This window comes from Serratia nevei (assembly GCF_024160145.1).
In the GTDB taxonomy this organism is placed as follows: domain Bacteria; phylum Pseudomonadota; class Gammaproteobacteria; order Enterobacterales; family Enterobacteriaceae; genus Serratia; species Serratia nevei_A.
In genome coordinates this window covers 25,851-47,760 of the sequence record NZ_JAMYWQ010000029.1, presented here as the reverse complement: position 1 = coordinate 47,760, position 21,910 = coordinate 25,851, and the positions used below count along the sequence as shown (strand labels likewise).

Here is a 21,910-nt window from a genome sequence, read left to right as displayed (position 1 = left end):
GGGTGGGAGTGTTATCTATAAGGAGGGTTCTTGGCTGTAGGCCGGAAAGCTGTTGGTTGTGAATAATTTATTTATATTATTCTTAGCATTGCAATTATTGCTTGATATTTCATCGCTTGTTTTACCTGCGAAAGTATAAGGTTTTCTGGCTGTTATCTCGGTTGGATTCACACCTTTATTGATAATGATTTGCATTGGAAAATGCAAAATATTATCATTCGTAACATTATTTTACGTTTTTATGTCCGTCGTCTGCCGCCCCGTATCGGTGGTTTGGCCGTGGGCGGGGTCGGCCCGTTCGGCCGCGAAGGGCATTGTTGTGCCGCAGGGATAAGCAACACCAAGGTCGGGAAGGCCGTAGCGTCATGGTCTGTGTGAGTGTCGATGTAGGTTGTGTAAAAAAAATCAAATTTTGTGCACCTCTGGGATGAAAGGAGAAGACATCTATGGGCAAGCATTTTGCGGCTCAACGGCATGAAAGCGTAAGAAACGGGGAAAAAGCGGGGTTGAAAGCCATTGGGGCGTTTTCCTCCGTATTTTTAGGGATTTGTTCACTGGCGATCGGTAACGTTAACGCGGCGGAAACCAAGAGCAACGAAACCAACCAGGATGCGGAAACGCTGCTGGTCACCGGTGAGAAGATCAAACGTTCCATTTTCGACACCGGCTCCAGCGTGCAGGTGTTCGACAGCAACCGCATCGCTTCGATGCCCGACGCGGTGCAGATCCCCGATCTGCTGCGCATGACCCCCAACGTGGTGGATCTGGGTATCGGCAACGAACTGCCGACCGTGCGCGGCATCGACGGTTCCGGCCCGAACGTCGGCGCCAACGCCTTCCTCAGCGGCACCCGTCCGCGCCTCAATCTGTCATTGGACGGCCGTTCGCTGACCTATAACGAACAGGCATTCGGTCCGCAGTCGCTGTGGGATCTGGATCGCGTCGAAGTGTTCCTCGGCCCGCAAAGCTACATTCAGGGGCGCAACGCCATCGCCGGCGCCATCGTTATGGCCAGTAAAGATCCGACTTTCGAATGGGAAAGCGCCTTCAAGGGCGGGGCAGGCAACCAGCACTCTTCACAGCTGGCGGCCATGGCGTCTGGCCCGCTGGTGGAAGATCAGCTGGCGTTCCGCGTCAGCGTCGATCGCCAGCGCCGCCGCAGCGAAGTCGATATGCCGTCGTATGCCCCGGTGGGCGATCCGCGCGAAGTGGAAGCCACCACCGCCCGCGCGAAGCTGTTGTTCAACCCGGCCGGCCTGCGCGATCTGACCACCAAGCTGACCTTTACCCACTTCGGCAGCAACGCGCCGCAAAACGAAAGCCTCAATCCGCAGCCGCATCCGACTAACCCGCGCTATGAGTCGCGTCGGCCGATATTCAAAAGCAACATGAACAGTACCATCTGGGATCTGGCCTGGGAGCAGTCCGATGCGCTGACGTTGGAAAACCGCGTTATTTACACCGACTTCAATATCAATCGGCCGACCGCCTACAACATGCCTTATGCCGCCGATATCCAGGGCCAAGAAGTGCATGTGGAACCGGTGGTGCGCTTCGGCGGTGCGGACAGCCGCCTGCACGGGCTGGCGGGGCTGCGTTATTTCCACGGCACGCAGGATGAGTACGTCAATATCTTCGGCGGTTCGCGCTTCAAGGATAAAACCGATACCCATTCGGCGTTCGCCGAGCTGACCTATGCGCTGACGCCGCAGGTGGACGTGACCGCCGCCAGTCGCCTGGAACGCGAGCACCGCCGCCGCGACGGCGGTGGTCAGTCGGTGCGTATCGACTTCGACGAAACCTACACCGTGTTCCTGCCGAAGTTGGACTTGGCCTGGAAACCGACGGATACCCAAACCTACGGCGCCAAGATTGCTCGTGGCTATAACGCCGGCGGCGGCGGCATTACTTTCGGCACGCCGGTGGTCAGCTACACCTACGGTTCCGAGTATGTATGGAACTACGAGCTGTACACCCGCCATCATCTGAAAGATGCCAACGTGGTGCTGACGGGTAACATTTTCTATAACGATTACAAAGATATGCAGCTGCCGTATTCGTTAGGTGATAACTCCAGCGTGATCCGCAATGCCGACAAGGTGGAAACCTACGGCGCGGAAATCGGCGCCACCTGGCAGCCGCGCTGGGACTTCGAGCTGTTCGGCAACCTCGGCCTGCTGAAAACCGACATCAAGAAATTCTCGGGCAGCGGCGTGGAAGGGCATGAGCTGGCGCGTGCACCGGCTTACACCGCCAACATGGGCGCCAAATACCAGTTCCTGAAAGGATGGGAGCTGAGCAGCAACGTGGCGTTTACCGACTCCTACTATTCGCAATACGACAACGATTCACGAGGGCGCATCGGCTCTTATTGGACGGCCAACGCTCAGCTGGCCTACACCTTCTCCTACGGCCGCGCCACGCTGTATGCGAAAAACCTGTTTGATTCCGACCGCCGCGAAATGATCAGAAATAACGACATTTACACGGCGAATATTCAGCAAGGCCGCTTGGTCGGCGCGGCGGTTGAGCTGAATTTCTAACGCTATCGCGATGACGGGGGACGTATGTCCCCCTTTTTATGCGCTATCCCGGCACGGCCGGGCAAAGGAGATAACGCAGTGATCGGTGATTTTGACAGCATTCTGAGCGATGAAGAGGCCCAGCGGCTGGAGAGCGCGTTTCAGGCGCTGGGCGCGGCGTCGGCGAACGGCGAACGGCCGGTAAGCGAAGCCGAAGAACGGGCATGGTTTGCCCATCTGCAGCAGGGTGACGCTCGCGGGCAGCGGGCGCTGGCCTGGCGCCTGACGGGGGACGTGGATATCGCCCGGCTGACGGCGGCGCTGCAGGCGCTGGTGCGGGAAACGCCGGGCGTGGGCGTGCGCTACGTTTTTGATGACGAAAACGGTCTGGTGAAACGCCCAGCCGGCTCGGCGCCGTTGCCGGTGAGCCTTCGTCAGGTGGCGGACGAACAACACGCCATCGGTTGCCTGCTGCAGGTGCAGGCGGCGCCGTTTGAACTGGAAAGCGAAGCGCCGCTGCGCTGCCTGCTGTTGCTCACGCCGGGCGATGCCGTGATTTTGGGCGTGGTCTTGCATGACATCCTGGCGGAAACGCTGCCTTGGCGCCACCTGCCGGCGATGCTGTCCGCCCGTTATAACGGGGATGTGATGCCTCTGCCTTTCGCGGTGGCGCCGGCCGAGCTGGCGGAAATCCCGGAGCCGCAGCTGCCGTGGGTGCGCCAGGCGGTCTCGCTGCAGGATTACCGCCGCCCGGCGCAGCGCGCTGAAGCGTTGCCGCCGGTGGGCGCGCGCGTGGTCACGCGCATTGATCGCGCGCTGTTGCCCGCCAACGACACGCCGCGGGCCTTGCTGGCGGCGGTGGCGGCACGGTTTGCCGAGTTCGTCGCCGTGCAGGCCGGCGGCCAAGCGGTGCAGCTGTGCGTGCCGGCCGCAGAAACGGCGGAGTTCGTCGGCCTGGAGCTGGGCCTGACGGCGGCGCCGCTGATGCGCCTGACCGTGCAGCATGGCGAGGGCGACGTCGGGCAGCGGCTGCTGGCGCAGGCCGTGGCTGAACAGCCGGACCCGCAACGGGCGCAGCTGCTGGTGGCCTGGCGCGACGATCTGGCCGCAGAGTGGCGGCTGGAAGGCGTTCACGCCGAACGCCTGTTGCTGCCGCCGCTGCATACGCCGTTTGAACTGGCGCTGCTGCTGGGCTTGCCGGAGGCAGAAACGCTGACGCTGGAGCTGGTCACCGACCCGCGCCTGTCTCCTCATGTGGCGCCTTTCCTGCTGGAGCAGTTCAGCGCGTTCCTGGCCGGGCAGCGCATTGCCGTCGCACTGCCGGTGGCTGAGGCCGCCTCCCCGGCGATGGCCGTGCCGGCGGCGAACGGCGATGCGGACGAAAGCGTTGCACCGCTGATTTTGCAGGAGTTCCGTGAGGCGCTGGTGGCGCCGGAAATGACCCTGGATGAAGACTTTTTCGATCGCGGCGGCCATTCGCTGGTTGCCACCCGGGTGATCGGCCGCTTGCTGAGCCTGCATCAGATCGAAATCAACATTAACGATCTGTTCAGCCATCCGACGGCGCGCGGGTTGGCGGGCTACGCCAAACGCCTGAACGTCGCGCAGCCGAATGCCGCAGTGGCCACCGCCGACGACCATGATCGCGCGCAGGCGCCGCTGTCGCTGGCGCAGGAATCGCTGTGGAAGGTGTATGAAGCCTTTGGCCATGACGAGATCTTCAACCTGCCGTTCTCTCTGCGCTTCTTCGATGCGGTGGATGAAACGGCGCTGCGTCAGGCGTTTATCGACGTCATGACCCGCCATACCGTGCTGCGTTCACGCTTCGTTGAGCAACAGGGCGAGGTGGTGCAGGTGGTGGTGCCGGCCGCAGAATTGCCGGATTATCAGTGGTTCCGCTTCTCCCATGAGACGCCGGCGGGCAATGCCGCCGCCCTGTTGGCCGAAGCCGGCCAACACCGGTTCGATCTGGCCGCCGAGCTGCCGTTGCGCGTCACGCTGCTGCGCGATGCGGACAACGGCCAGCAGCTGCTGTCGCTGCTGTTCCACCATGTGGTGCTGGATGAATGGTCGCTCAACCTGATGATGGACGAGCTGGGTGTCGCCTATCGCCATCGCGTCGTCGGCCAGGCGCCGCAGTGGCGCGGGCAGCCGCCGCAGTTCCATACTTTCGCCCGGCAGCAGCGGGCCTCCGGGGTGCAGCAGCAACATCTGGACTACTGGCTCGACGCGCTGCGCGGCGCGCCGGTCGGCCAGCCGATCTTCCGGCAAGAGCCGTCCACCCACCCGGCGGTGCCGGCACCGGCGGACGTCAACGGCGGCTGGCTGGAGTTCGAGGTCGATCCTGCCGTGGCGGAAGGCCTGTATCAGCTCGCCCGCCGCAACAACGCTTCGCTGTTTAACGTGGTGTATGCCGGGATTACCTCGGCGCTGCGCCTGCTCGGCGGCCCGGCAGATCTGCTGGTGGGCACCTCGACCTCCGGCCGCAATGACGCCGAGTTCTTCGATACCGTCGGCTACTTCACCACCGTGGTGGTGCACCGCGTGCGCTTCGACGAGGGGCTGACGGTGGCCGGGTTGGTCAGCCAAGTGAAAAACACCATCAACGGCTCGCTGCCGTACACCGATATTCCGATCGATCTGGTGGAAGAAGGGCTGTTCGGCGTTGACGCAGACCGCAAGAACCACATGTTCGAAGTGTTTATCCAGATCCACAGCCGCATCAAGCTGAACGGCGAGTTCCGGCTGCAGGACGGCAGCGCGATCGCCTACCGTCAGGTGGAGCCGGAAAAAGCCGAGTCGCTGCTCGGCCTGCAGTTTGAGGTGATGGAAGACGATCTGGCCGGGGTGAAATCCCTGCGGGTGATGATGACCTACCGCCAGGATCACTATAGCCGGGAACAGGCCAATCTGATCGCCGACGGCGTTCAGCACGTCTTTACCCAGTTTGCGCAGCACATCGCTGGCGATATCGCTCTGGCGGCGCTGCCGCCCGGGCCGCAGGCATGACGTTGTTTCACTCTAACCGAAAGTATGATTTTCAAGGAGATAAAAGGATGTCTGGAACCCTAGCAACCCCGCGCGCGTTACTGTCGCTGCTGGTGGCGGCCTCTCTGGTGGTGGCCGGCGCTGCGCAGGCGGACGATGTCGGCATCAAACCGCAGGACATCAAGCGTGAGGCACTGTCGTCGGCGGTGGTGGAGATGGCCTACAGCACCTCGCAACAGGCGCTGTTCGTCAGCGCGCCGGACTGGAAGGAAGAGGCGCGCTCCCGCGTGCTGCGGCTGGATCCCAACACCCTGGCGATCAAGGCGGAGATCCCGCTGCAGGTGAAAGGCTTCGGCGTGGCGCTGAACGATGCGGGCAATCGCCTGTACCTGACGCAGGCCTTCAACGGCGAAGTCGGGGTGGTGGACACCACTACCAACCACGCCCTCGGCAGCATCAAACTGCTGGACAAAGCAGTGCTGGAGCAGGCCTACAAGCAGGCGGGCATCAGCGGCAAGCGTCTGGATTTCCTGTTGGCGGAGCTGAAGAAGTTCAAAATCACCGAGGACTACCTGTACCGCATCCGCGAGATCAAGTATGACGCGCAAAGCGGCCGCCTGTTCCTGCCGGGGCTGGGCTTCGGCGTCGACAGCGTGCTGTACGTGGTCGACACCAAGGCCGGCAAGCTGGAGAAGGTGATCCCGGGCTTCGGCTACAACGCGGTGGGCATCACGCTGGATGAGAAGGGCCGCCGGGTGTTCGTTTCCAACATGCAGGGGCAGGTGATCACCCTGAACGCCGACACGCTGGCGATCACCGCCACGCACGAAGTACAGGCCGATCAGCTGCTGAATCTGGTGTATGACCCGGCGAGCAATCGCCTGCTGGGCGTCGATCAGGGCATCGATCGCGACGACTACCGCAACCATCATCTGGGGCACGACTACGTGAAGCGCAGCAGCGGCCATCGGGTGTTTGCGCTGGATGCGGACAGCGGCAAGGTGCTGGCCAGTGAGCTGACGGATGAGGTGCCGATCGGCCTGCTGCTCGATGAGCGCAGCCAGCGGCTGTATGTTGCCAACCGCAAGGGGGTTCGCGTAGAGCATGGCGCCGGTACGCTGACGGTGTTCGACGCCAAAACGCTCAAGCGCCTGCAAACCGTCGATCTGCCGCCGCACCCTAACAGCCTGGCGCTGGATCCGAAAGGCGACGCGCTGTTCGTGACGGTGAAAAACGACGGCGCTTCCACCAAGGCCGGCAAGCCGGAAAGCGTGGTGCGCATTCAGCTGCATACCAACTAACTGAATATAAATATAAAAAAGGGCGCATCGGCGCCCTTTGTCGTTGGGTCATGTCATCAGAAGTGGGTGTTGATGCTCATGTAGTAGGTACGGCCCGGTTCGTTGTAGGTGGCCGCGCCCGCGCCGGCGATGTTGATCGCGCCGGTAATCGGGTCGCCCACGTTCTGCGCGTTACCGGCGCGGAACTGGCGTTTGTCGAACAGGTTGTCGATGCCGGCGGTGACGCTGACGTTTTTGGTCAGGTCATAGGTCGCGCTGGCGCCGACGACGGCGTAAGGGCTGACCTCGCGGGTTTCGCCGCCGGTGGCCGGCTTACCCTGGTAGTTGTACTTCTTCGGCTTCTGACGGCCGTACCAGGTCAGGGTGGACTGCATCGACAGATCCTGCGTAGCCTGCCAGCTGAGGGTCGAGTTGACGGTGAACTTCGGGATCACCGACAGGTAATCACCGGTGGTTTTGTTCTTGTTCTCGATCATGTAGGTGGCGTTGTTGCTCCAGGTGACGGTCTCACTGACCGGCACGTTCAGCGAGCCTTCCAGCCCTTGTACGACCGCTTTCGGTACGTTTTCCCACTGATAGACCGCCGTGCCGGTGCTGCTGGTGGCGATGCGCGAGTTACCCGCCTCAATCTTGTTGCGGTAATCGTTGCGGAAGTAGGTTACGCCGGCCAGCCAGCCGTCGTTATGGAACTCCAGCCCGATCTCTTTGTTGACGCTGGTTTCCGCTTTCAGATCGTCGTTACCGAGCAGGTAGCAGCCGTTTCTGACGTCGCTGCCCGCACACCCTTGGCCTTTGCTGTACAGCAGGTAGTTGCCGTTGGTCTGGAACAGCGTCGGGGCTTTATAGGAGCGCGCGATGCCCATCTTCAGCGTGAAGTAGTCGCCCATCTCCTGCGACAGGTTCAGCGCCGGGCTCCAGTTGTTGCCGGACTCGGAATGCAGATCGTAGCGTAGTCCCGGCGTCAGCATGGTGGTGTCGGTCAGCTCAATGTTGTCTTCGGCGAACAGCGAGAAGATATGCGCGGAAGCGTAAGGGCTGCGCGTGCCGGTGCCCATGCCGGGAATGGTGCCGCCCATCAACGTTTGGCTGGTGGAGGTGCCGTCTTTCATCCGCTGTTGGGTCCACTCGGTACCCAGCGTGGCGGTTTGCGCAACGCCCAGCTCAAAGGGCACGCTGACTTCGCTGTGCGCCAGGAAGTCGTCCAGCTTGGTGGTGCCGAAACCGGTGTTTTTGGTGTCGAAGATACCTTCGGTGCCGCCGGCCAGGCCTTCGTTCAGGCGGGTGTTGCGGGTGCGCTCGAACTGCACATAGTTGTTGGTGCTCACGCCGTTGTCCCAGGCACCGCGGTGGGTCAGGCCGAAGGTTTCACGGTAGATGCGGTTGGTCTCTTTGCCGTAGTTGCTCTGCACCAGGGCATTGGTGTTGGTGTTCTGGGTATCGCCGGCGTACAGGTTGCCCTGGCGGCCGTAGGCGTACTCGAACTCCAGCGACTGCCGATGGGCGAACTCCCAGTGCAGCAAGGCGTCGATGTTTTTATCGACCACCCCTTCGCGCCCGGCAGGCAGGCTGTTGGCGTAGGCGCCGACGCGTTCGGATTTATGCGATTCGTTAATATCCCAGGCGTCGGCCTGCGTTTTGCTGTAGCCGCCGAACAGGCGGAAGCTCAGGGTGTCGCTCAGCGGGCCGGAAAGGCTGAAGTCGGTGCGCTTGGTGGCGCCTTCCTGCTTGTGCTGCGGGACGTTGAAGTAGCCGTTCAGCGAGCCGTGCAGCGCATCGCCGGCCTTCTTGGTGATGATGTTGACCACGCCGCCCGCGGCGCCGTTGCCGTAGCGCGCTGCGGCAGGGCCGCGCAGCACTTCGATGCGTTCGATCATTTCCGGCGGCACCCAGGCGGTATCGCCGCGCGAGTCGCGCTCGCCGCGCCAGCCCTGACGCACCGAGTTGCGGCTGGAGGCCGGTTTGCCGTCGATCAGAATCAGGGTGTTTTCCGGGCCCATGCCGCGGATATCGATCTGGCGGTTGTTACCGCGCTGGCCGCTGGTGGAGTTGCCGGTCAGGTTAACGCCCGGCATGGTGCGGATCAGTTCGCTGATGTCGCGCGCCGGCGGGCGTTTTTTGATCTCGTCGGCGGTGATGGTGGACACCCCCGGCGCCTGCAGGTTCTGCCGGGCGGCGGTCACGACGATGGTGTCTTCGCCGCGCGGCTTTTTATCCGTGGTGCCGCTGTTCTCTTCCGTGGTGGTGGTGTCGGTCTGCTGCGCGGCGTTGGCGAACGCGGACGCGCCCAATCCCAAGCCGATAAGAGTGGCTAAAGAATAACGTGATAGCTTGCTTTTCATCTGAGTGTCCTACCTTGCTGCCATCCCTCGCCGAACGGGGGGAAAGGCGGTTGTAGTTTTTGTGTAGTTGGAAATAGAAATCGGCTGCGGCAAGGGATGCCATTGATGTATCCCCGATCCCTGTCCGTTGCGCGCAATACCAGCACGATCTCCAAGCCTTACACACTATTGCAAATGCAAATTATTATCAATAGTATTTGGCGTACAGTGCGTTCGGGCGGTGGCCGGCGATAGGGAAAAGTCGACGTTCCCGGTGCCGCCAACTACAAAATGGGTAGGCGTTGTGAATACAGAACTACAGTCAGAAAGCAGCAGATTATTGGCCAGCAGCAATGCGGGCAGTCCGGGGTGGTGGTTGACGGTGGCACGGCGCGGTACGCCATGGGTAGAACCGGCGGGTAACGGCCGCTGGCGCACTACCTTTTTCTGGCGCGATCCTCAGGGATGCGAATTGACCTCCGCCTACCGTCGCGTGTGGATCAACATCAACTGCCTGACCGACCATCACCAGCCGAATCCGCCGCAAAGTCTGCAGCGTTTGGCCGGCACCGACGTGTGGTACTGGCAAACCGAGCTGAGCGGCGCCTGGCGCGGGAGCTACTGCTTTATCCCCTGCTTTGACGAGCGGCCGCCGGCGTTCAGCGGCGACGATGCGCACGCGAACATGCACAACCTGCGCCACTGGTGGCACCAGGTGTTCGCCAGCGCCACCCCCGATCTGCTCAACCCGTATCGCTCCTGGCAAAGCGCCAGCGGCCACAGTGTCTCCGGCCTGCACATGCCGGATGCACCGCCGCAGCCGGTATGGCGCTCGTTCGACGAGTACGAGATCGCCAGCGGGCGCTGCACGCCGCCGCTGCCGGCGCGTTTGCAGCGCCATACCTGGCAGAGTGAACGCCTGGGCAACAGCCGCGACGTCTGGATCTATACCACCGGCGACAGCAAGCAGGCCGAGCGCCCGTTGGCGATCCTGCTCGACGGCCAGTTCTGGGCGAAGCAGATGCCGGTTTGGGAGCCACTGATGCAGCTCACCCGCGAGGGGGCGTTGCCGGCAGCGGTGTATGTGCTGATCGACATCATCGATCTGCCGCACCGGGCGCGTGAACTGACCTGCAAGGACGATTTCTGGTTGGCATTGCAGGAAGAACTGATGCCGCAGCTGGCCGACTGGGCGCCGCACAGCGACAAACCGGCCGATACGGTGGTGGTGGGGCAAAGCTTTGGCGGCCTGGCTTCGCTGTACGCCGGGCTGCGCTGGCCGCAGCGTTTTGGCGCGGTGATCACCCAGTCCGGTTCCTACTGGTGGCCGCGGCGCGACATGCTGCAGATGCCGAGCATTCCCGACGACGCCTGCTGGCTGATGCAGCAGGTGGAACGGCACGGCCTGGGTAACCACGGCACGCTGAAGGTATTTATGGAAGCCGGTTCGCAGGAAAAACTGGTGCACCGGGTCAGCCGTGAAATGGCCGCGCGCCTGAGCGACGACGGCCACCGGGTGCACTACCGGGTAGTGGAAGGCGGGCACGACGCGCTGTGCTGGCGCAGCGGCCTGACCGATGGGCTGCAGGCGGTCTGGGCCCCCGCTTTCGCCACCGCTTATCCGGCATCGGCGACGGCAACGGCGCGAGGAACACATGATGGAAAGCCTGAATCCGTTCGATGATCAACAGCAGCGCAGCCTGGTGCTGCGCAACGTACAACAACAATACAGTTTGTGGCCGGATTTCCGCGCCATTCCGTCCGAATGGACGATCGTCTTCGGCCCGGCGGCGCGCATGGCGTGCGCCGAGTGGCTGGAGCAACATTGGCAAGACATTCTGCCGGTCGCAGCACGCGAGGCGTGACCGGCGCCAGGTAATCACGGGAGCAATAAGCAGTGTCACACACCCCTAACTCTCTCAGCGGCCCGGCGCTTGCGGGCGAATGGCCGCTGGTCGCGGCGCAACCCGGCATCTGGGTCGCCGATCAAATCTCCCCGCATCGCAATGCCTACGCGGTGGCCCATGCCATCGAACTCAACGGCCCTATCGCCGTGGAACCTCTGCTGCAGGCCATTACCCTGGGCCTGGGCGAGGTGGACATGCTGCGCCTGCGTTTTGCGGAACGCGACGGCGTGCCGGTGCAATGGTTGGATAATGCGCTGGTGGTGCACGAGCCGGAACTCGTCGATCTGACGACGTCGCCGGACCCCGAAGCTGCCGCACGCGCGCTGATGGATATCGATCTGGCGAGCGACCTGCGCGCCGGCAGCGGCGCGCCGCTGTATCGCCATGTGGTAATGCGCCTGGCGGATGACCGCTGGTTCTGGTATCAGCGCTATCACCATCTGCTGGTGGACGGTTTCAGCTTCACCGCCATCGCTCGCCGCGTGGCGGCGATTTACACCCATCTTTGCCGCGGCGACGCGCTGGAACCGACGCCTTTCTCCGCGTTCAGCGACGTGGTGGCGGAATACCAGGCTTACCGGCAGGCACCGGCCTGGCAGCGCGACGCCGATTTCTGGCTCGAAAAAGCGCGGCAGCTGCCGCCGCCGGCCACGCTCTGCCCGCAGCCGCTGGCCGGGCAAACCCCCACGCCGCGCATCCACCGGCTGGAACAGCGCTGCGATCCGCAGGCCTTCGCCGAACTGGTGCAGTGCGGCGCGCAGCAGAAGCTGAATGCCGCCGATATGGCGGTGGCGCTGGTGGCGCTGTGGGTATCGCGCCTGAGCGGCCAACCGAGCTTCAGCGCCGGTTTTATCTTCATGCGCCGTACCGGATCGGCCGCCCTGTGCGCCGCCGGCCCGGTGATCAACGTGCTGCCGATGGAGATGCACCTCGAGCCGCAGGCCACGCTGTATGAGGCCGCCGCCCGCATCAGCCGCGAGCTGAAAACGGTGCGCCGCCATCAGCGCTACGACGCCGAACAGGTGCAGCGCGATCTGGGGCGCATCGGCGACGGCGAACCGCTGTACGGCACGGTCTTCAACTTCAAAATGTTCGATTACCAGCTGGACTTCGCCGGTATCGAAGGCATCACCCACGATCTGGCCTCCGGGCCGGTGCGCGATCTGGAGATTGCGCTGTTTATCGACGAACACCACCAGCTGAAGGTCGAACTGCTGGCCAACGCCGAGCGTTACAGTCGCCAGGAGCTGCAGGCGCACCTGCAACGGTTGCCGCTGCTGCTGGCGCAGTTCGCCGCGCAGGCAACGTTGCCGATCGGCGCAGCCGATATGCTGACCGCCGACGATCACGCGCTGCTGGCGCGGGTCAACGACACGGCGCATCCGGTGCCGGCGACCACGCTGAGCCAACTGCTGGCGCAGCAGGCGCAAACCACGCCGGACGCGCCGGCGCTGGCCGATGCGCATTTCAATTTCACCTACCGCGAAACGCGCGAGCAGGTTACGGCGCTGGCGCGCCAGCTGGTGGCGCAGGGCGTGCGGCCGGGCGACATCGTGGCGGTGGCGCTGCCGCGTTCGGTATTCCTGTCGCTGGCGTTGATGGCGATCGTGGAAGCGGGCGCCGCCTATCTGCCGCTGGACACCGGTTATCCGGACGAACGGCTGGCGATGATGCTGGAAGACGCCGCGCCGCGGCTGGTCATCACCAACCCGGCGCAGCAGGCGCGTTTCGCCGACAAGGGCGAGATCTTGCTGTATGACGCACCGCTGGCGGCCGATCACGCCGCCGGGGTGGCGATCGCGGGCCCGACGCCGGACCATGCGGCCTATATCATCTTTACCTCCGGCTCCACCGGGCGCCCGAAAGGCGTGCTGGTTGGCCATCAGGCGATCGTCAACCGCTTGCTGTGGATGCAGCACCAGTATCCGCTGGGGGCGGACGACGCGGTGTTGCAGAAAACGCCGTGCAGTTTCGACGTCTCGGTGTGGGAATTCTTCTGGCCGTTGATGGTGGGCGCCCGGTTGGTAATGGCGCCGCCGGAGGCGCATCGCGATCCGCAGCAGTTGCAACAGCTGATCGCGCAACATCGCATTACCACGCTGCACTTCGTGCCGTCGATGTTGGCGGCCTTCGTTGCCGCCCTGGATGACGAGGCGGCGGTGGCGAGCTGCGCCGCGCTGCGCCAGGTGTTCTGCAGCGGCGAAGCGCTGCCGGCGGAGCTGTGCCGCCTGTGGCAAAGCCGCACGGCGGTGCCGTTGCACAACCTCTACGGCCCGACCGAAGCGGCGGTGGACGTGACCTGGCATCCGGCTTACGGCGACGCGCTGGCGAAGGTGACCGGCGCCAACGTGCCGATCGGCCTGCCGGTATGGAATACCGGGCTGCGCATTCTTGATGCGCGCCTGCGGCCAGTGCCGCCGGGCGTGGCGGGCGATCTGTATCTGACCGGCGTGCAGCTGGCGCACGGCTACCTTGGCCGGCCGGATCTGACCGCCAGCCGCTTTGTCGCCGATCCGTTCGGCGAGGGCGGGCGCATGTACCGCACCGGCGACGTGGCGCGCTGGCTGCCGGACGGCGCGGTGGAATATTTGGGCCGCAGCGACGATCAGCTGAAGATCCGCGGGCAGCGTATCGAGCTGAGCGAAATCGACCACGCCTTGCTGTCGCTGCCGGGCGTGCGCCAGGCGGTGACGCACGCGTTGGTGCTGCAGGGCACGCCGGTGGACGCCGGCGGCGATGCACGCCAGCTGGTGGGCTATCTGGTAATGCAGCCCGGCGCGAGCTGGGATGCGCAAGCCCTGCGCGCGGCGCTGGCCGACCGCCTGCCGCCACACATGGTGCCGGTGGCGCTGGTGGAAATGAGTGATTTGCCGCTGAGCGCCAACGGCAAGCTGGATCGCAAGGCCTTGCCGCAGCCGCAGGGCGGTGAGCGCAAGGCTGGGCGGCCGCCGCAGGCCGGGCTGGAAAGCGAGATCGCGGTGGTATTCGCCCGTTTGCTGCAGCGCGAGCGGGTGTTCGCCGATGACGACTTCTTCGCGCTCGGCGGCCATTCGCTGCTGGCGATGCGCTTGGCGGCGGAGCTGCGCCGCGATCTGGGCAAGGCGGTGTCCGTCGGCCAGGTGATGGTGGCGTCGCGCGTCGAGCAACTGGCCGCCTTGCTGGCGGAAGATCGTACGCAGGAAGAGGCCGATCGCAGCGGCTTCGACAGCGTATTGCCGCTGCGCGTGACCGAGGGGCCGACGCTGTTCTGTCTGCATCCGGCGTCCGGTTTCTCCTGGCAGTTCAGCGTATTGCCGCGCTATCTCGATCAGCACTGGTCGCTGGTCGGCATCCAGTCGCCGCGGCCGGACGGCCCGCTGGCGCTGAGCGAAGACATGGATCAGGTGGTGGATGCCCACCTGCAGACGGTGCTGCAGGTGCAGCCGCACGGACCGTACCATTTCATCGGCTATTCGCTGGGCGGCACGCTGGCGCAGGGCATCGCCGCCCGGCTGCAGGCGCGCGGCGAACAGGTGGCGTTCCTCGGCCTGCTGGATACCTATCCGCCGGAGACCCAAAACTGGGACGTGATGCTGGACGACAACGTGTTGAAGGAAGTGCAGCGCGAGCGCGAGCAGTTCCTGGCGGTGTCGCAGGATACGCTCGATCCGGCGCTGGGCGAGACGCGCACCGCGATGTTCGACAACATCGAAGCCAACTACGCCGATTCGGTGCGGTTGCTGTCGCACACGCGTACCGCCCGCTTCCACGGCCAGGCGACGCTGTTCGTCGCCAAACGCACCTTGCAGGAAGGGATGGACGTCCAGCAGACCTGGTCGCAGTACGTCGATACGCTGCAGGCGCACGAGCTGGACTGCGCGCATGTCGATATCGTTTCGCCGGCGTCGTTCAAAGTGTTGGGGCCGCTGCTGAACCGGATCTTGCGCACGCTGTAAGCGCGCCCGTCATCTCGCCGCCAGACAGGGGATTACCCCGCGTGTGGCGGCGTTTCTTGTGGCCGCTTACGGTTGAATATCAATGAGTTTTATTATCATTATTGATTTTGTCATCTGTGCTAGCATAGCGCCCCGCAACTGCAGTATCCCCGTTTAACGATGTGGTGAACAACCGATGAGTAGCAAACCCTCCATCCTGCTTGATTTTAGCCTGCTGAAAACCAACCGGGCTTTCCGCGCGGTATTCTGCGCGCGCTTTATCTCCATTGTGGCGCTGGGGCTGATGGCGATCGCCATCCCGGTGCAGATCCAGGCGCTGACCGGTTCCACCCTGCAGGTCGGGCTGGCGGTGACGCTGGCCGGCGGCGGTATGTTCGCCGGGCTGCTGATGGGGGGCGTATTGGCCGATCGCTATGAGCGGCGCCGGCTGATCCTGTTTGCGCGCTCCACTTGCGGCATCGGTTTCGTCGGCCTGTGCCTCAATGCCCTGTTGCCGTCGCCTTCGCTGGCGGCCATTTATCTGCTGGCAGTGTGGGACGGCTTCTTTGGCGCGGTGGGGGTGACGGCGCTGCTGGCGGCCACGCCGGCGCTGGTGGGCCGCGAAAACATCGTGCAGGCGGGCGCCATCAGCATGCTGACGGTGCGCTTCGGCTCGATTCTTTCTCCGGCGATCGGCGGCCTGGTAATTGCCCATATGGGCATCACCTGGAACTACGGCCTGGCGGCGTTCGGCACCTTGTTGACGCTGCTGCCGCTGCTGAGCCTGCCGCAGCTGATGCCGCCGCCGCAGCCGCGTGAACACCCGCTGCGTGCGTTGGCGGGCGGCTTCGCCTTCCTGTTTCAGAACAAGGTGATTGGCATGGTGGCGCTGATCGGTGCGCTGCTGACCATGGCCAGCGCGGTGCGCGTGCTGTACCCGGCGATGGCGGAAGGCTGGCACATCGACGCTGCCCACCTCGGCTATATGTACGCCGCCGTGCCGCTCGGCGCGACCATTGGGGCGTTCACCAGCGGGCGCGTGGCGCACGTGGCGCGCCCCGGCTGGGTGATGCTGCTGACGGCGATTGCGGCGTTCGCCGCCATCGGCCTGTTCGGCCTGATGCCGTGGTACAGCCTGGCATTGCTGTGCCTGGTGGCGTTCGGCTACCTGAGCGCGCTGAACTCGCTGCTGCAATACGGCCTGATCCAGAGCCTGACGCCGGACAACTTCCTCGGCCGCATCAACGGCCTGTGGACGGCGCAGAACGTGGTGGGCGATGCGCTGGGCGCACTGCTGCTGGGGGCGATGGGCGTCTTCATGTTGCCGGCGATGAGCGCCAGCGGTTTCGGCTTCGGCGCGGCGGTGCTCGGCATCCTGTTGCTGTTCGCCATGACCGGTTTGCGCCAGGTGACGCTGCACCAACCGGAGCAGCAGCCCGCCACAGAAAAGTAGTCGAACGCGTTAAGACAACGCTGTGGGATCAAATAAAAGGCTGCGTCCCACCCTTGCACGTGAGCGCCGCTGGCGGTCATTTGGGCGCGCAGCAAGGCGCGAGTCGTGAGGTTTGGTGGGCCAAATAAGCGACTCGCAACACCGATGCGCGTCCAAATGGCCCCAGCCCTTCGGGTCGCGCCCCAAAAGCCCGTACTCCGCGTTGTCGGGCTTGAACATAGGCCCGCTATGCCCTGCACCCTCCGCCTTGATTACGGGCTTTTGGGTCTGCGACGGCGCCACGGTCAAGGGTGGGGCGCAGCCTGGCTTATCATCGGCATGCGTAAAACCCACAGCGTTTATGTCATGATTTCGAAATGAAAGAAGTGCTTACGTTTATTGACATAGCAAATATCGGCGAGTAATTTAGCGCGGAATTAACCAAAATGATAATCATTATTATATTGGTTATCACTTCAAATCCTTGAGGGCGAAGCGATGGATACTGCCGTGAACGACATCAATCGAAAGGAAATGCAGGAGCGCGAAGAACACCGGTTCGCCGCTGATTTTTCTCCGGCGTCGGGCTTCTTCTTTACCTCCCCTTTCCGCAGCTTGACCACCACCGGTTGTTTCAGCCGCATTCGCCTGCCGGCCGCAGACGGCGCCGATCTGAACGGCGAGTTCCAGCGCCGCGTGCGGCAGGCGTTTGCCGAGGCCCGCCAGGCCGGTATCAAAAAACCGCTGCTGTGCGGCGCCATCCCGTTCGATACCCGGCAGCCTTCGGCGCTGTTTATTCCGCAGCAGAGCCGCTGGTTCGACCGCGCCGCCTTTATGGCCGGCGTCCGGCCGGCGGAGAATGGGCCGGAGTTGGCCGGCGTGACGGAGCTGCCGCCGCAGCAGCCGTTCATGAACATGGTCAGCGACGCCGTTGAGGCGATGAAGGCCGGTGAACTGGACAAAGTGGTCCTGTCGCGCCTGTTGGAGATCGAAACGCGCCAGCCGGTGGATCGCCATGCGCTGATGGCGCGCGTGATCGCGCAGAACCCTAACGGTTTCCATTTCCATGTGCCATTGGAGCAGGGCGCGCTGTTGGGTGCCAGCCCGGAGCTGCTGCTGCGCCAGGACGGCGGCCGTTTCTATTCCAATCCGCTGGCCGGTTCCGCCCGGCGCGAGGCCGATCCGCAGCGCGATCGCGAAGTGGGGGAGCGGCTGATGGCCTCGGCGAAAGATCGCCACGAGCATCGCATCGTCACCGAAAGCATGCGTGACGTGCTGGCCGGCCGCTGCCGCTACCTGAACGTGCCGCACACCCCTGAATTGCTGACCACCACGACGCTGTGGCATCTCTCCACGCCGATCGATGGCGAGGCGGCGTCTCCAGACGAAAATGCCCTGTCGCTGGCCTGCCTGCTGCACCCGACGCCGGCGCTGTGCGGCATGCCGACGGCCGAGGCGCACGCCCTGATCGGCCAACTGGAGCCGTTCGATCGCGGCCTGTTCGGCGGCATCGTCGGCTGGTGCGACGACGAAGGCAACGGCGAGTGGGTAGTGACTATTCGCTGCGGCATCGTTGACGGCAACCGGGTGCGGTTGTTCGCCGGCGCCGGCATTGTGGAAGACTCTTCACCCGAATCTGAATGGCATGAAACAGGCACCAAACTCAGCACCATTCTGCGTGCCTTTGGTATGAATCAAGGATAACGACAAGATGAGCATTGCCTTTACCCCCTGGCCGGCGGAGTTCGCCAGCCGCTATCGCGAACGCGGCTACTGGACTGACAAGCCGCTGACCGAGATCCTCGACCGCCAGGCCAACAACGACGCCCCGGCGATTATCGACGCCCAGGGCAGCCTGACCTACCGCGAGCTGCAGCAGCGCGCCGATCGCCTGGCGGCGGCTCTGCTGCGCCGCGGCGTGAAAGCCGGCGATACTGCGCTGGTGCAGTTGGGCAACGTGGCGGAGTTCTATATCGTGTTCTTCGCGCTGCTGAAAATTGGCGTGGCGCCGGTCAACGCGCTGTTCAGCCACCAGCGCAGCGAGCTGAACGCCTATGCCGAGCAGATCAAACCGGCGCTGCTGATCGCCGATCGCCAGCACGGGCTGTTTGCCGACGATCAATTCCTGAACGCCTTCCGCGATGCGCATCCTTCGCTGCGGGTGGTGGCGCTGCGCAGCCAGGCCGAGGGCGAACTGGCGCTGGCCGCTTGGCTGGACGAGGCGAGCGACGGTTTCGTCGCGCAGCCTTCCGCGGCCGATCGGGTGGCGTTCTTCCAGCTTTCCGGCGGCAGCACCGGGACGCCGAAGCTGATCCCGCGCACCCACAACGACTACTACTACAGCATTCGCCGCAGCGTGGAGATTTGCCGTTTCGACGCGCAGACCCGCTATCTGTGCGCGCTGCCGGTAGCGCACAACTACCCGATGAGTTCGCCGGGCGTGCTGGGCGTGTTTTATGGCGCCGGCCTGGTGGTGTTCGCCGCCGATCCGGACGCCGGGCAGTGCTTCCGCCTGATTGAACAGCACCAAATCAACGTGACGGCGCTGGTACCGCCGGCGGTGACGCTGTGGCTGCAGGCGATCGAAGAGTGGGGCAGTAATGCCCAGCTCGCCAGCCTGGAACTGCTGCAGGTGGGTGGCGCCAAGCTGGGCGAGGCGCTGGCGGCGCGCATTCAGAACGAAATCGGCTGCCGGCTGCAGCAGGTGTTCGGCATGGCGGAAGGGTTGGTGAACTACACCCGGCTGGACGACGACGAACGCCACATCCTGACGACGCAAGGGCGGCCGATGTCGCCGGACGACGAAGTGTGGGTGGCGGATGACGACGGCAATCCGTTGCCGGCGGGCGAGGTTGGGCGGCTGATGACGCGCGGGCCTTATACCTTCCGCGGCTACTACCAGAGCCCGGCGCACAACGCCAGCGCCTTCGACGCCGACGGTTTTTACTGCTCCGGCGATCTGATCAGCATCAGCGAAGACGGTTACATCACCGTGCAGGGGCGGCAGAAAGATCAGATCAACCGCGGCGGGGAGAAGATCGCCGCCGAGGAGGTCGAGAACCTGCTGCTGCGTCACCCGGACGTGATCAACGCCGCGCTGGTGTCGATGCCGGACGCGCTGATGGGGGAGAAGAGCTGCGCCTATATCATCGCCAACGTGCCGCTGAAGCCGGTGGTGCTGCGTCGCCACCTGCGCGAACAGGGCGTGGCGGACTTCAAACTGCCGGATCGCTTTATTCAGGTGGACAGCCTGCCGCTGACACCGGTCGGCAAAGTGGACAAAAAACGGCTGCGCGAACAGCTCGAGGCGCAGCTACAGACTCAGGCTCAGGGAGATTAATCGATGGCCATTCCAAAACTTAATGATTACGCGCTGCCGACGGCGGACGAACTGCCGCAAAATAAAGTCACCTGGCAGGTAGAGCCGCAGCGCGCCGCGCTGTTGATCCACGACATGCAGCAGTATTTCCTCAATTTCTGGGGTGAAGACAGCGCGCTGATTAAACAGGTGGTGGAGAACATCGCCAGCCTGCGCCGCTACTGCAAGCAGCAGGGTATTCCGGTGTTCTATACCGCGCAGCCGAACCAGCAGAGCGATGAAGATCGCGCACTGTTGAACGACATGTGGGGGCCGGGCCTGAACAAACACCCTGAGCAGCAGGCGGTGACCGCCGCGCTGGCGCCGGACGAAGACGACACGGTGCTGGTGAAATGGCGCTACAGCGCCTTCCACCGTTCGCCGCTGCAGGAGATCCTGCAGGAGTCCGGCCGCGATCAGCTGATCATCTGCGGCGTGTATGCGCACATTGGCTGCCTGACCACCGCCATCGACGCCTTCATGCGCAACATCCAACCTTTCATGGTGGCCGACGGCCTGGCGGATTTCTCGCGCGACGAACACCTGATGGCGCTGCGCTACACCGCCGGCCGCTGCGGCCGGGTGGTGACCACCGCGTCTCTGCTGCCGGCGGCCGGCATCGCCAGCATCGATGCGCTGCGTCAGCAGATCCTGCCGCTGCTGGACGAAGACAGCGAAGACATGGGCAACGATGAAAACTTGATCGATTACGGTCTGGATTCGGTACGCATCATGGAGTTGGCGACCCGCTGGCGCAAGATCCGCAGCGACATCGACTTTATCGCGCTGGCGCGCAACCCGACCATCGACAGCTGGTGGGCGCTGCTTTCCGAAGAGAAAGCCTGATTTTAATAACGATGAGAGGGCGGCCGCTTGGCCGCCCCGTTGGCTCATAAGGAGATTTCAATGAACGCTTTGATCACCAAGGGAAAACGTGCGGCATTTCCGCTGATGCTGCTGTCCACGCTGCTGTTCTCCAATACGCTGCTGGCACAGACCGCGCCGGAAGTGCTGCGCAAGCCGGTTGGCAAGGGCGCCTATGAAATGGCCTACAGCCCGAGCGAGAACGCACTCTACCTGGCGACGTCGCAGAGCCGCAAGCTGGACAAGGGCGGCATCGTTTACCGTCTGGATCCGACCACGCTGGACGTGACCCAGATTATCCATAACGACATCAAGCCGTTCGGCGCCGCCGTCAACGCCAAGACTGGCACGTTGTTCTTCGGCAATACCGTTGACAGCTCGGTGACCGCCATCGACGCCAAAACCGGCGACGTGAAAGGCCGCCTGGTACTGGACGCGCGCAAACGCTCCGAAACCGTCAAACCGCTGGCGCCGCGCGAACTGGTGGCGGATGCCGACAGCGATACCCTGTACATCACCGGGCTGGGTGATTCCAGCGTGGTGTGGGTGGTGAACGGCAAGGATCTGACCCTGCGCGCCACCGTGACCGACACCGGCAAATACGGCACCGGCCTGGCGCTGGACGCCGCCGCCAAACGCCTGTACGTCACCAACGCCGACGGCGAGCTGGTGACCATCGATACCCAATCCAACAAGGTGCTGTCGCGCAAGAAGCTGGATGAGGCCAAAGAGCACTTCTTCCTGAACATCAGCCTGGATACCGCTACCCATCGCGCGTTCATCACCGATTCCAAGCAGCCGCAGGTGCTGGTGGTGGATACCCGTAACGGCAACATCCTGAGCAAGATCGACGTGCCGGAATCGCTGGCGGTGCTGTTCAACCCGGCGCGCAATGAAGTTTACGTCACCCATCGCCAGGCGGGCGAAGTGAGCGTGATCGACGCCAAGAGCTACAAGGTGCTGAACACCATCAAGACGCCGACCCACCCGAACAGCCTGGCGCTGTCGCCGGACGGCCAGACGCTGTATGTCAGCGTCAAGCAGGCTTCCAGCCGCGAGAAAGAAGCCACCGCGCCGGACGACGTGATCCGCGTAGCGCTGAAATAATCCCGCCGAGGGTAAGCGCACATCGAACAGGCGAAGCGGCGACGCTCCGCCTGTTTTTTTCGCCCAAGGATCTGCGGTATAAAGAGTGCTATGCGATTTGTTGCTGTTTGCCGGCTTTGCTCAGACCCGTCTTATGGCGGGTTTTTTTAGGTTCATCGCGTTTTAGCGTGTATTCTGCTGCGGCGGATAATTAGGTGTG

Annotated in this window: 12 protein-coding genes; 11 read left to right on the top strand and 1 reads right to left on the bottom strand. The window is 63.4% G+C overall.

Annotated features, from left to right (window positions below):
• Positions 1 to 446: 446 nt before the first annotated feature.
• The 3 genes from M6G53_RS18465 (at position 447) to M6G53_RS18455 (ending at position 6,811) form a co-directional block, all read left to right on the top strand.
• Complete coding sequence (locus M6G53_RS18465) at positions 447 to 2,543, top strand: TonB-dependent receptor (RefSeq protein ID WP_253333612.1); 2,097 nt, start codon at positions 447 to 449, stop codon at positions 2,541 to 2,543.
• Between the two features lie 78 nt (positions 2,544 to 2,621).
• Complete coding sequence (locus M6G53_RS18460; RefSeq protein ID WP_253333609.1) at positions 2,622 to 5,531, top strand: condensation domain-containing protein; 2,910 nt, start codon at positions 2,622 to 2,624, stop codon at positions 5,529 to 5,531.
• A gap of 47 nt (positions 5,532 to 5,578) precedes the next feature.
• Complete coding sequence (locus tag M6G53_RS18455) at positions 5,579 to 6,811, top strand: YncE family protein (protein WP_253333607.1); 1,233 nt, start codon at positions 5,579 to 5,581, stop codon at positions 6,809 to 6,811.
• 56 nt (positions 6,812 to 6,867) lie between these two features.
• Here the strand turns inward: M6G53_RS18455 and M6G53_RS18450 are convergent, their stop codons facing one another.
• On the bottom strand, positions 6,868 to 9,150 hold the full coding sequence (locus tag M6G53_RS18450; protein WP_253333605.1) for a TonB-dependent siderophore receptor: 2,283 nt from the start codon (positions 9,148 to 9,150) through the stop codon (positions 6,868 to 6,870).
• Positions 9,151 to 9,433: 283 nt separating this feature from the next.
• Here M6G53_RS18450 and fes point away from each other — a divergent pair, with 283 nt between their 5' ends.
• The 8 genes from fes to yncE all read left to right on the top strand — a co-directional run bounded on the left by fes (position 9,434) and on the right by yncE (position 21,711).
• A complete protein-coding gene (fes, locus tag M6G53_RS18445) occupies positions 9,434 to 10,813 on the top strand; it encodes an enterochelin esterase (RefSeq protein WP_253333603.1) in 1,380 nt (459 codons plus the stop codon).
• On the top strand, positions 10,788 to 10,994 hold the full coding sequence (locus tag M6G53_RS18440; RefSeq protein ID WP_253333601.1) for an MbtH family protein: 207 nt from the start codon (positions 10,788 to 10,790) through the stop codon (positions 10,992 to 10,994). Before fes ends, M6G53_RS18440 begins: the two co-directional genes overlap by 26 nt.
• Positions 10,995 to 11,026: 32 nt before the next feature.
• Positions 11,027 to 14,971 carry an enterobactin synthase subunit F gene (locus M6G53_RS18435; protein ID WP_253333599.1) on the top strand — a complete coding sequence of 1,315 codons (3,945 nt, stop codon included), beginning with the start codon at positions 11,027 to 11,029 and terminating at the stop codon, positions 14,969 to 14,971.
• A gap of 175 nt (positions 14,972 to 15,146) precedes the next feature.
• Positions 15,147 to 16,403 (top strand): enterobactin transporter EntS, encoded by a 1,257-nt coding sequence (gene entS / locus M6G53_RS18430; protein WP_253333597.1) that lies wholly within the window; start codon positions 15,147 to 15,149, stop codon positions 16,401 to 16,403.
• A 477-nt stretch (positions 16,404 to 16,880) separates the two neighbouring features.
• Positions 16,881 to 18,086: an isochorismate synthase gene (locus M6G53_RS18425; protein ID WP_253333595.1), complete on the top strand. Its 1,206-nt coding sequence runs from the start codon at positions 16,881 to 16,883 to the stop codon at positions 18,084 to 18,086.
• A 7-nt stretch (positions 18,087 to 18,093) separates the two neighbouring features.
• Entirely contained in the window at positions 18,094 to 19,722 is a 1,629-nt protein-coding gene (locus M6G53_RS18420; RefSeq protein WP_253333593.1) for a (2,3-dihydroxybenzoyl)adenylate synthase, read from the top strand.
• A gap of 3 nt (positions 19,723 to 19,725) precedes the next feature.
• Positions 19,726 to 20,586: an isochorismatase gene (locus M6G53_RS18415; RefSeq protein WP_253333591.1), complete on the top strand. Its 861-nt coding sequence runs from the start codon at positions 19,726 to 19,728 to the stop codon at positions 20,584 to 20,586.
• A 105-nt stretch (positions 20,587 to 20,691) separates the two neighbouring features.
• On the top strand, positions 20,692 to 21,711 hold the full coding sequence (gene yncE / locus M6G53_RS18410; RefSeq protein ID WP_436286533.1) for a 7-bladed beta-propeller protein YncE: 1,020 nt from the start codon (positions 20,692 to 20,694) through the stop codon (positions 21,709 to 21,711).
• The last annotated feature ends 199 nt before the right edge of the window (positions 21,712 to 21,910 follow it).

Coding starts and splice junctions, on each gene's coding strand:
- M6G53_RS18415 (WP_253333591.1), top strand. CDS start 19,726: ATGGCCATTCCAAAACTTAATGATTACGCGCTGCCGACGGCGGACGAA.
- M6G53_RS18425 (WP_253333595.1), top strand. CDS start 16,881: ATGGATACTGCCGTGAACGACATCAATCGAAAGGAAATGCAGGAGCGC.
- M6G53_RS18450 (WP_253333605.1), bottom strand. CDS start 9,150: ATGAAAAGCAAGCTATCACGTTATTCTTTAGCCACTCTTATCGGCTTG.
- yncE (WP_436286533.1), top strand. CDS start 20,692: ATGCTGCTGTCCACGCTGCTGTTCTCCAATACGCTGCTGGCACAGACC.
- M6G53_RS18465 (WP_253333612.1), top strand. CDS start 447: ATGGGCAAGCATTTTGCGGCTCAACGGCATGAAAGCGTAAGAAACGGG.
- M6G53_RS18440 (WP_253333601.1), top strand. CDS start 10,788: ATGGAAAGCCTGAATCCGTTCGATGATCAACAGCAGCGCAGCCTGGTG.
- entS (WP_253333597.1), top strand. CDS start 15,147: ATGAGTAGCAAACCCTCCATCCTGCTTGATTTTAGCCTGCTGAAAACC.
- M6G53_RS18420 (WP_253333593.1), top strand. CDS start 18,094: ATGAGCATTGCCTTTACCCCCTGGCCGGCGGAGTTCGCCAGCCGCTAT.
- M6G53_RS18455 (WP_253333607.1), top strand. CDS start 5,579: ATGTCTGGAACCCTAGCAACCCCGCGCGCGTTACTGTCGCTGCTGGTG.